At 38.2% G+C, this 10,915-nt stretch carries 9 protein-coding genes; 3 read left to right on the top strand and 6 right to left on the bottom strand.

Features of this window, described 5'->3' with window-relative positions:
* Window positions 1-315 precede the first annotated feature (315 nt).
* Both adeR and adeS read left to right on the top strand, forming a co-directional pair.
* Window positions 316-1,044 (top strand): efflux system response regulator transcription factor AdeR, encoded by a 729-nt coding sequence (gene adeR / locus FTV12_RS15590; RefSeq protein ID WP_032073130.1) that lies wholly within the window; start codon window positions 316-318, stop codon window positions 1,042-1,044.
* Window positions 1,034-2,140: a two-component sensor histidine kinase AdeS gene (gene adeS / locus FTV12_RS15585; protein ID WP_032073131.1), complete on the top strand. Its 1,107-nt coding sequence runs from the start codon at window positions 1,034-1,036 to the stop codon at window positions 2,138-2,140. The genes adeR and adeS overlap by 11 nt, the downstream gene beginning before the upstream one ends.
* Before the next feature lie 103 nt (window positions 2,141-2,243).
* Here adeS and FTV12_RS15580 read toward each other — a convergent pair whose 3' ends face one another.
* The 3 genes from FTV12_RS15580 to FTV12_RS15570 form a co-directional block, all read right to left on the bottom strand.
* Entirely contained in the window at window positions 2,244-3,758 is a 1,515-nt protein-coding gene (locus FTV12_RS15580) for an MFS transporter (RefSeq protein ID WP_032073148.1), read from the bottom strand.
* Between the two features lie 113 nt (window positions 3,759-3,871).
* Window positions 3,872-6,976: a multidrug efflux RND transporter permease subunit gene (locus FTV12_RS15575; RefSeq protein WP_270915313.1), complete on the bottom strand. Its 3,105-nt coding sequence runs from the start codon at window positions 6,974-6,976 to the stop codon at window positions 3,872-3,874.
* Complete coding sequence (locus FTV12_RS15570) at window positions 6,973-8,136, bottom strand: efflux RND transporter periplasmic adaptor subunit (protein WP_032073150.1); 1,164 nt, start codon at window positions 8,134-8,136, stop codon at window positions 6,973-6,975. Before FTV12_RS15570 ends, FTV12_RS15575 begins: the two co-directional genes overlap by 4 nt.
* Window positions 8,137-8,562: 426 nt before the next feature.
* Here FTV12_RS15570 and FTV12_RS15565 point away from each other — a divergent pair, with 426 nt between their 5' ends.
* The gene (locus FTV12_RS15565) at window positions 8,563-9,159 is read left to right on the top strand and encodes a LysE family translocator (protein WP_074163998.1); all 597 of its coding nucleotides are present in this window, start codon (window positions 8,563-8,565) and stop codon (window positions 9,157-9,159) included.
* 27 nt (window positions 9,160-9,186) lie between these two features.
* Here the strand turns inward: FTV12_RS15565 and FTV12_RS15560 are convergent, their stop codons facing one another.
* The 3 genes from FTV12_RS15560 to FTV12_RS15550 all read right to left on the bottom strand — a co-directional run bounded on the left by FTV12_RS15560 (window position 9,187) and on the right by FTV12_RS15550 (window position 10,720).
* Window positions 9,187-10,005, bottom strand: a complete 819-nt coding sequence (locus tag FTV12_RS15560; protein ID WP_032073151.1) for an AraC family transcriptional regulator — start codon at window positions 10,003-10,005, stop codon at window positions 9,187-9,189.
* Window positions 10,006-10,135: 130 nt separating this feature from the next.
* Window positions 10,136-10,417, bottom strand: a complete 282-nt coding sequence (locus FTV12_RS15555) for an addiction module antidote protein (RefSeq protein WP_000985610.1) — start codon at window positions 10,415-10,417, stop codon at window positions 10,136-10,138.
* Window positions 10,418-10,720, bottom strand: a complete 303-nt coding sequence (locus FTV12_RS15550; protein ID WP_154320144.1) for a type II toxin-antitoxin system RelE/ParE family toxin — start codon at window positions 10,718-10,720, stop codon at window positions 10,418-10,420.
* Between the last annotated feature and the right edge of the window lie 195 nt (window positions 10,721-10,915).

The following is a 10,915-nucleotide window of genomic DNA, read 5'->3' as shown; positions in this document are numbered from 1 at the left end:
TAAGTTCTTTATCCGACATAGACACCAACATATCAAACCGTCCGCTAAGAAAATTGCAACAGCGCATATTCTAAAAGCGGACATTTTTACTTTGGAGAAACCGGACATTTCTATTTTGGAGTTACAATCTCGTTTCGCATAACAGCCATTATGTTAAATGAATGATAATTGACATTTTGTTCATTAATACTGATATGCAACGAATTTTATTATATGTCACCCCTCAATTACAAATATAAATGACTGCTCGTCTAATCATCTCCATTACACAATTAAATGTTAAAATGCATAGCTACTTCATCTAAGATAAAATATATGTATCCAAATCTACAGCACAGCTTCGAAAACAGCGTCATTCTCGTTGTAGAAGATGATTATGATATTGGTGACATTCTTGAAAAATACATAAAAAATGAAAACATGCAGGTCATCCGTGCATTGGATGGACAACAAGCTTTAGAGTGCCTAAAAGCCAACTCTATCGACCTGATTCTCCTTGATATTAAATTACCCAAACTAAATGGCTGGGAAATTCTACAAATCATCCGTCAAACAAGTCATTTACCTGTCATTATGCTGACTGCCTTAGATGATCAAGTGAATAAGATCATGGGGCTAAAAATGGGTGCTGATGACTTTATTATTAAGCCATTTAACCCAAACGAAGTGATTGCACGAATACAAGCCGTACTTAGACGAAGTACAAGCCAAAATATGGAAATAACTAATATTATTCGTTATAGAAATATTGAAATTAATCCAGATCATCATCAAGTTTACATTTCAAATGGTCAAAGAAATCAGTTGCTCAACCTTACGTTAACTGAGTATAAGATACTGTTTTTGATGGCAAAAACACCGAATAAAGTCTTTACACGTAATGAATTGATCCAAAACTGTATGCCTGAAAGTGATGCTTTAGATCGCACTGTAGATAGCCATATCAGCAAATTACGCAAAAAACTTGAAGAAAATGATGTAAATGGCTTATTAATCAATGTCCGTGGCGTGGGGTATCGCTTAGATCAAAATCATGAAATTTAACTTTTTTAAAAATTCTGTTGGAATTAACTTCCAGTTTATTATCATGATGAGCCTATTCAATTTAGGCATTACGCTGTTATCTTTCATGATTGGCTATTTTGTTTATAGCTGGGCGATAAAAATAGGTTTTCTAAATACACAAGTTATTAATTCAAATGAATTTTCAGTTACCTCCGTTGACTTTATCTGGCTGTTTTTAGTGCTATTAACAGGCTTTTTTCTTTCTACTATCCTCGCCTTTAAATATGGAAAACGCTATACACAGCCAATTAGTGATTTAGCAGATGTTATTCAACAAATTCAACAAGGCAATTTAGCACTCAGAATTAAACAGCCACATCATGATATTCCACATGAAATCAAGTCTCTTATTGAGAACTTCAATGAAATGGCAAACCAACTTGAAGTATCAGTTAAGAATTCAACTGTTTGGAATGCTGCAATTGCACATGAATTACGAACACCTGTGACAATATTACAAGGTCGCTTGCAAGGTATTGTCGATGGTATATTTATTGCCGATAAAGCTTTACACCTAAGCTTATTGAACCAAGTCGAAGGCTTATCTTACCTTGTGGAAGATTTACGGACACTGACACTTATTGAAAATAAACAATTACGATTAGAACTAGAAAAGACCAATTTAAAAAATAGTATTGAAAAATGTCTGCAGATGTTTAATGAACGGTTTCATGTTAAAGGTTTAACTATTGTTTTAAATTTGACGGATAAATTGGTTTGCGTTGATATAAGAAGGATGGAACAGGTCTTTATTGCATTGTTCTCTAACTTTCTAAGATATTCGAATGCTGGAAAAATAAATATTACATCTGTAACCACAGCAGAACATTGGGTATTGACGTTTGAAGATGAAGGTCCTGGTATTGATGAATCGCATCTTAAACACCTGTTCAAACCCTTCTATCGACTGGAAGACTCTAGATCATGTCTAGATGGCGGTACTGGATTAGGCTTGGCAGTGATTGATGCAATTATTGAAGCACACCAAGGTCATATTTATTATTCTAAATCCAAAAACTTAGGTGGCAGCTGTTTTACTATTCAACTAAATCGTAAGACATCAACTCATTTATAATGTGTTAAGTTCAGATTAATACGGCTTAATTTAAACCATAAATTTAAGATAAATTGATGTCTGAACTTAACCATTCTGTTTGATGATCCTCAAATAAATTTCATCACAATGAATTCTCATCTCGATATTTAGCTAGCATAAAAAATACCACAATGGAGAGTATCCCGATGATAATCCCTGCTGTTAATAATAAATTAACATGAGCTGAACTGAAGGCAATTTTACCTGCGTTAATCAATGCTGTACCTTGTTCAACGGGTAACTGGCTCGCCACTAAATAGGTATCACCAATCGAAAGTCTGGCTTTTTCTGCTAAAACAGCAGTTAAATCTGACGGCACTTGAAGATGACTGCCAAATATATAGGCCATGAAAACACCAAATAAAGTAATACCTAGTCCTGTACCCAGTTCATAACCTGTACTTTCAAGTGAACCTGCCGCACCGCCCTTTTCTGCAGGTACTGAGCCCATGATCGCAATGGATGAAGCTGTTAAACCAATACTCAGTGTTAATCCAATCGAAGCTAAAATAAAGGGAACGATGATTCCCGGATGATGAAAATCTGAATAACTCAAACTGACCAACGCAATTGCTGCCAATATTAATGACATGGTCGCAACCAGACGGAGTCCAAATTTATTGGATAAAAAACCAGCAATAGGCCCGCCAATAGCGGCCGCAACCATAATCGGAACCATAAAAAGACCGGCTTGCAGCGGTGTTAAACGAATGACATATTGCAGCTCCATTGCCAAAGTTAACTCAACCCCTGCCAAAGCGCCTGCAGCAACCATTGCCATAATAATGCCGGCTAAAATAGCAGGACGTGAAAATAGCGAAAGATCTAGCATCGGCTGAGGAGAATTCAGCTGTTTGCGTACAAATATGGTTAATAAGCCGATAGATAAAACGACCAAAGGCAAGACAATCAACAACGACTGTTTACCGCCTAAGCCTGCTTTTAGTGCATATACAAACGAAATCAAACCGACAATCAGCAATAGCGCTTGACCAAATGCCCAATGTCCAGGGGTTATAGCTTCTTTTCGGGACAATAAGAAATAGCACATTGGTGCGACAACCAGCATGATTGGGACGTTAATCAGGAAAACTGAACCCCACCAGAAATATTCTAACAATCCCCCACCAATGAGCGGTCCAATGGCGGCACCGGCTGATCCGATTGTGCCCCAAATACCCAGCGCAATGGCACGTTCGCGACTGTCTTCGAAGGTTCTGCGAATAATACCCAATACACAGGGCATAATCATGGCACCGCCTAATGCTAATAAAGCACGTGCGGCAATCAGCATAGAAGCCGTTTGGGAAAATGCCGCAAGGACTGAGGCAATTCCAAATATAACCAAGCCAATCAGCAGAATCTTACGATTGCCGACACGATCAGCCAAAGTTCCCATCGGAACTAAAAGTCCAGCCATAAGTAATGGATAAATATCAATAATCCATAAGACTTGGTTACTTGTGGCACTCAGCGATTGGGTTAATGAGGGAACCGCAACATGCAGTACAGTCATATCAATCACAATCGGCAGAAATGCAAGCACGACAGCGAGCAATATCCACCAGCGTTTCGGATCAAGATTGGTAGCTTTCATGATTAAACCTATATTGATGGTTTATTAAATCAATTCTGAAATAAAGATGTAAATGAAAGATTTGTTGTGGGCTAAACTCGTTAACCCACAGCTTTTATTCTCAGTTTTGATGCTTAATGTGCCGCTTTACGTTTCGAGAATTTCTCAACCATGCTCATGACGACAATAAAGAAAATCGGTACAAAAATAACAGCTAGAATTGTTGCGCTGATCATGCCGCCAAAGACGCCTGTACCAATCGCTTTTTGAGTTTCAGAACTAGCGCCACTGGCAATGACTAAAGGAATAACGCCACAGGTAAATGCCAAAGATGTCATTAGGATTGGACGTAAGCGCAATTTAGCGGCTGCAACGGTTGCCTCCACTAAACCCATTCCTTCTTCTCTTAGTGCTTTTGCAAACTCAACAATCAAAATAGCATTCTTTGCAGATAGACCAATAATCGTGATCATGCCGACCTTAAAGAAAATATCATTTGGCATACCACGTAACATTACTGCTAAAAAGGCGCCAATCAACCCTAGAGGGACAACTAGCATCACAGAGAATGGAATTGACCAGCTTTCATAAAGCGCTGCCAAGACAAGGAAAACGACTAACATCGACAACAGTAATAAAAACAAGGTTTGTGATTCCGACTGTTTTTCTTCTAGAGAAATCCCAGTCCACTCATAACCCACACCTTTCGGAAGTTGTTCAATCAAATTTTCCATCTCAGTCATGGCTTGTCCTGAAGATATACCTGCTGCTGGACTGCCAGAAATACTCAATGATGGACGACCGTTGTAACGATTGTATTGTTGTGGGGAATGTTGCCAAATTGGAGTAATTATTTCAGACATTGAAACCAATTTACCGCTTTGACTGTTCACCTTAATCTGAAGAATATCTTCAATACTCATGCGTGATTTGGCATCAAGTTGCACAATGACTTGCTGCATACGGTCATGATTTGGAAAATCATTGATATACATCGAACCCATTGAGGTTGAAATAATATCGGTCACATCACTGAAATTAACACCTAATGCCTGCAATTTATCTCTATCAATTTTAAGCTGTACAGAACTGCCATCTGGCAAACCTTCAGGATAGACCTCCGCCACGATTTTACTTTGTGCTGCTAATGCTAAAAGCTGATCTTGTGCTTCTCTTAAAGCAGGCATGCCAATATTGCCACGATCTAATAATCTCAGTGAAAAACCAGATGAGTTACCCAATTCATCAATTGCTGGTGGTAACACAGACATGGTTTGACCTTCTGAACTTTCAGCCATCGCTATATTGGCATTATTCACGACTTCTTGTGCCGTAATAGTACGCTCTTCGAATGGCAATAGATTGGTAAAATACATCGCTGTATTCTGACCAGATCCACTAAAACCAAAACCTAAGACCGCCATATTGTCTTTAATCCCCGTTTCTTGGTCTAAATAATTTTGAAACTCAGCAACGACTTTACGGGTACGTTCTTGAGTTGCATCCGCAGGAAGTTGAATCGAAGTCATAAACCACCCCTGATCTTCTTCTGGCATAAACGCAGTCGGAACGTGTTTAAAACTAAAAATCAGCACAATGACAATGCCTAAGAAACATAACATTGCGAGGGTTTTATGTTTAATTACTTTAAATAAACTGCGTTCATAGCGATTGTTCAGCTTCTCAAAACTGCGATCAAACGATGCAAAAACACCCTTTTTCTGATGGTCTTGATCAATCGGTTTTAACATCGTTGCACATAACGCAGGGGTTAATGTCAGTGCAAGGAAAGCTGAGAATAAAATTGAAACCGACATGGTAATGGTGAACTGACGATAGATAATCCCCACTGAGCCTGACGCCAATGCCATCGGCAAGAATACAGCGGCTAACACTAAGGTGATGCCAATAATCGGATTGGTAATTTCCTTCATGGCTTTAGATGTGGCTTCAACTGGAGATAAGCCTTCTGTCGCCATAATGCGTTCAACATTCTCAATGACCACAATCGCATCATCGACAATAATCCCGATCGCAAGCACCATACCGAACATGGTCAGCACATTAATCGAAAAACCAGCAAGCAGCATGACTGAGAATGTGCCAAGCAATGCAATCGGTGCAACAATCGCCGGAATTAAGGTGTATCGAACATTGTGTAAAAAGATAAACATGACAATAAAAACTAATGCCATAGCTTCAAGCAATGTCATGATTACTTTTTCAATCGAGATTTTTACAAAAGGTGCAGTGTCGTAAGGTATAGAGAATTTCATACCATCAGGCAGTGCTGAACCTAACTGTTCAATTTTCGCTTTAACACCTTCTGCAGTCTTGACAGCGTTGGCACCAGGACTCATTTGTATCGCCACAGCTGTAGAGGCTTTGCCATTTTCTAAAATCGCAAAGTTATACATCTGTGCCCCGATTTCGACACGAGCGACATCCGACAGTCGAACATTGGCGCCATTTTGTTGAGCACGTAAACTAATTTTCTTGAATTGCTCTACAGTTTCTAATTGACCTTGAGCAGTTAAAGGAATAGTAATTTGTTGCCCCGTCAAAGCAGGAACATCACCAATACGACCTGGTGATATCGGCAAGTTTTGGTTTTGGATGGCTGTATTCACATCTTGAATACTCAATCCATAAGAAACCAAACGATCTGGATCGACCCAAATCCGCATGGCTTTTTCAGCACCAAAATTTTGGACTTTACCAACACCGTCAACCCGCTTTAATTCTTCAATCACATAGCGAGTCATATAGTCACTGACATCAATTTCACTATATTTGCCATTCGGTGAACTTAAGCCCACCATCATTAAAAAACCAGACGACGCAGCATCGACCATCAGCCCTTGTTGTCGCACTGTTTGAGGTAAGCGTGACTCAATGGCTTTAATTTTGTTTTGCACATCAATTTGTGCAAGTTCTACATCTGTACCTGGTTTAAATGTTGCGGTGATTGTTGCTGTTCCAGAACTATCTGAACTTGAACTGTAATAAAGTAAGTTTTTGACACCTGACATTTCCCGCTCAATCAAGGTCACAACACTATCATTCAATGTTTTTGGCGTAGCACCTGGATAGATTGCCGTAATACTAATCTGTGGTGGCGCAACACTTGGGAATCGTGCAATAGGTAACTTGGGGATGCTTAGTACACCCAACAGAATAATAAATAAAGCAATCACCCATGCAAAAATAGGACGCCTAATGAAAAATTGGGACATTATTGCTGTCCTCCATTTTCCTTAATATTTGTAGGTTGCCACTGCTTAATTTTTAATTTTTGCTCAGGCTGTATACGATCAGCCCCTTCAACAATGACTTTCTCACCTGCTTGTAACCCTTGTTTGATCACATAGTTATTTTGATAACGTTGACCAAGCTGAACAGGCTTGCTTTGCGCTAAACCTTTTTGATTAACAATCGTAACATTGGCTTTACCACTAATATCATGTTGAATCGCTTGTTCTGGAACTAGGAGCGCATTTTCAACTTGAGCTCGGCTCATATTGACTCGAACATACATGCCTGGCAAAAGTTTTTGATTTTCATTATTGGCTAAAATACGGATTGTGACATCACCCGTATCAGGATCAACTTTAGTATCCGAAAATAGGATTTCACCTGTAACGTTATAAGGTTTACCCTGACTATTTAGGATTTCAACCGTATGTTTGGTATTTGACACGTCACCTTGCTGTAAAGCTTCCTGTAGTTTTTCATAATCACTAATTGATTGCTTTACATCAACATAGACTTTATTAATCTGTTGTATTACGGCCATTGCATTAGTATCACCTTGACCAACTAATGCACCCTCAGTCACTAAGATTTCACCAATCGTTCCCGAGATAGGGGCTGTAACAGTCGCATATTTAAGATTAAGTTGTTGTCTGCTTAACATGGCTTGCATTTGCGCCACATCGGCTTTTGCTTTTTGATAATCTGCTTCGGTATTGTTGTATTCCTGCTGACTAACCGCATTTACTTTTACTAATTCAGTGTAGCGTTTTAACAGCACCTGCAAACGTGTCACCTCAGCTTGTGCACGGTTTAAAGTGGCTTGATTGCTTTTTACATCTGCCTGAAATATTTCAGAATTCAATTTAAAAAGCGGTTGACCTGCTTGCACATAAGAGCCTTGCTTAAAAAGTACTTTATCAACAATTCCACCTACTTGCGGGCGAATTTCAGCAATACGGTAAGCGACAACACGGCCTGGAAGATTTTCAATTAAATTCATGGAATGCGGTAATACCGTGATGGTACTGACAACCGCTGGTGGCATTTCTGTTGGGGACTGTTCAGCATCTTTGGCTTGTGTACAGCCGATTAAAAGTACAGTTGTAATAAGTATTGAACCTATTAAATGATAATGTGTTGACATGCTTTTTCAGAGGGGGGGTTTTAGATACTACTATTTTGAAATAGCAGTGTTTATGAATTGCTGATGTTGTGTGGAGATTGTGTGGAGATTGTGTGGAGAGATTAAAAGATTTATTTTTTAATGACACGCTTAAACAGCGTGGCTTGTAAATTAGTATAAATAATTTTGTTGTTCTACAATTTTGATCGTATCTTAGTTTTTTCTCATAGTTCATGAACTTTAAAATTCTAAACCAAGACTAATATTTATATAAGCAATTGAAAATACAATACATAGTTTCTTTATACACTTATGAAGTGAACTTTAGGTGAACATAAGTTAAATAGAAATTTTTAATTAGTTCAGCACAAACGTACAATCTTTAAGGCCTATAACTCGATACCGTTCTCTCTTTGATGTTTATTGCTATCTAATTGAGTGAACTCTGTGGAAATATTTCTTTATACATTAAGCGTTATGTATAGCCCAGGCCCTGTAAATTTTATGGGGCTAAATTCTGGCCTTACAGGTCAATTAAAAAAGACTATAGGATTTTACCTAGGCATTGGTTTCGCCATGTTGATCTTATTCGTATTGTTTGGCTATATAGGTGAAGCTGTTATTCCACATGGATTGATTCATTATATTGCTTTAGCGGGTGCAATTTATACATTCTACTTGGCTATAAAAATGATTAGGGCGAATGTAGAAACAACTCAACAGCAAGAAAGCCATCTAACATTCTTAAATGGCTTATTTATTCAGTTATTAAATCCAAAAGCCATTCTCGTCATTCTACCTGTTACGACAATTATGTACCCTGCAGCCAAAATCACAGGAATCATGATCTTGATAGTTTCTTTACTGATTTCACTTGGTGCTGTTGGCGCACCATTCACCTATGCTCTGGTTGGAAAAGTATTAGGCAACAAAATTGCTAATCCTATCTGGTTTAATCGGCTAAATAAGCTGATGGGTATACTCTTGATTTTATCAGGGCTTTTTATGTTCAAAGATTTTCTTAATGGAATAAATCTGCTGTAGGACAAATTAGCCGTTCAAATCGAACGGCTATCTTTTAATATTTATCATTTTCCATTGAGTGGGAGTTAAACCAAATGTTTTTATAAAATGTCTGGTCATATGACTCTGATCAAAAAAGCCTGCATTTAAAGCAGCATTAACAATAGACTCCCCTTGAGCAAGGTAGAACTTAACTGTTTCTAAGCGACGCATGATCATATAACGGTGTGGGCTAGTTCCAAATAATAATCGGAAATCACGAGAAAGGCTCCAGCGGTCACGATCAGCATGTTTCTCTAAATCTGACAAACTTAAGTTTTCATGTGGATACGCCAAAATACACTCACGCGCTCTCTCTGCTGCCTTGTAGTCAAATTTTTTGTTTTGGTTAGATGAAGTATCTGAAATTTCACACAGTGTAGTTGCCAAATCAAATAGAGCATCTTCCTCTTCTAGGGTATCCATATAATTATTTATATTATTTAGAAAGCTATCCATTGCCCTAAACAGGCGAATATCATTACTTAAGCCATGTCTGATAAAAGGCAAAGGTTTACCCTTTAAAATGGTTTGGATCATCGCTGGTTCGATGTAAATCATTCTATAGCGATAGCCATCTAATGTTCCTGATTCACCATCATGCTTTTCATCCGGGTGTAGAACCATAGTCATGCCTGGCAAGCTATGTTGCAATGTACCTTTGTAATGAAAGTTTTGAACTCCGGAAAGAGTCCTGCCAATAGCATAAGTATCATGTCGGTGAGGTTTATAAGCATAATTGGAAAGAAATGCTTCAATTCTTTCTAATTTATGATTTTGAGTGGGGGATCTCACAATCCAATTATTTCCACTGGAGAAATCAGGCATAATTGATGGCCAATTTTTCGTAGATTCTATTGTAGATTATTTTTCACTTTTCCTAAAATTAACATAATACACGTTATACGAAGTTGAAATGAAAAATGGAGCTTAAAGCTCCCTTTTTTACTAGTTTTTTTTAAATTGCTAAGCGTAAATTCAGTGCTTTTACGACTTTAATAACAGTATCAAAGCTTGGATTTACATCGCCAGAAAGTGCTTTATAAAGACTTTCTCGACCTAAACCAGTGTCTCTTGATAATTGAGCCATTCCTTTAGCTTTAGCAATATTACCTAAAGCTTTTGCAATGAATGCCGCATCACCATTAGATTCATCGATACAGGCTTGTAGGTAAGCTTGCATATCTTCTTCTGTTTTAAGATGTTCAGCACTGTCCCATTTGCGAAGTTTGATAGCCATTTACAGCTCCTCCTCTAAATCTTGTGCTAATTGTAGGGCAAGTTTTATATCTTTACTTTGCGTAGACTTGTCTCCGCCTGCTAAAAGAATAACGACCCTTTGCCCTTGCTTACAGTAATAGATCCTGTAGCCAGGTCCAAAGAAGAAACGTAATTCAGAAACACCTTCACCTACTGGTTCAGTATCTCCAAAGTTTCCATCTTCAACCCGATCAATTCGGACTTGTATACGTCTTTTTGCCTGCAGGTCTTTTAACTTAGTAAACCAGTCATCAAAGACTTCAGTGGTATATATTGAGTACATAAGAGTAATGTATCCTATAGGATACATTCATGCAAGAAATAAACTTGAATGTATGGGGCTACAACAGATGTTATTCCCAAGTAGAAATGTCCTACCTAATAACCAAATAGAAATGTCCTATATGGACATTTCCAAGTCAAGCACAGGATTTAGATTTCGTTGTTCAATCGCTGTTTTCTGTGCACGTCTGCTTGG

This window comes from Acinetobacter sp. YH12233 (assembly GCF_013417725.1).
In the GTDB taxonomy this organism is placed as follows: Bacteria; Pseudomonadota; Gammaproteobacteria; order Pseudomonadales; family Moraxellaceae; genus Acinetobacter.
Note: the sequence above shows the minus strand (reverse complement) of the source record. Positions and strands in the feature narration are given on the sequence as shown.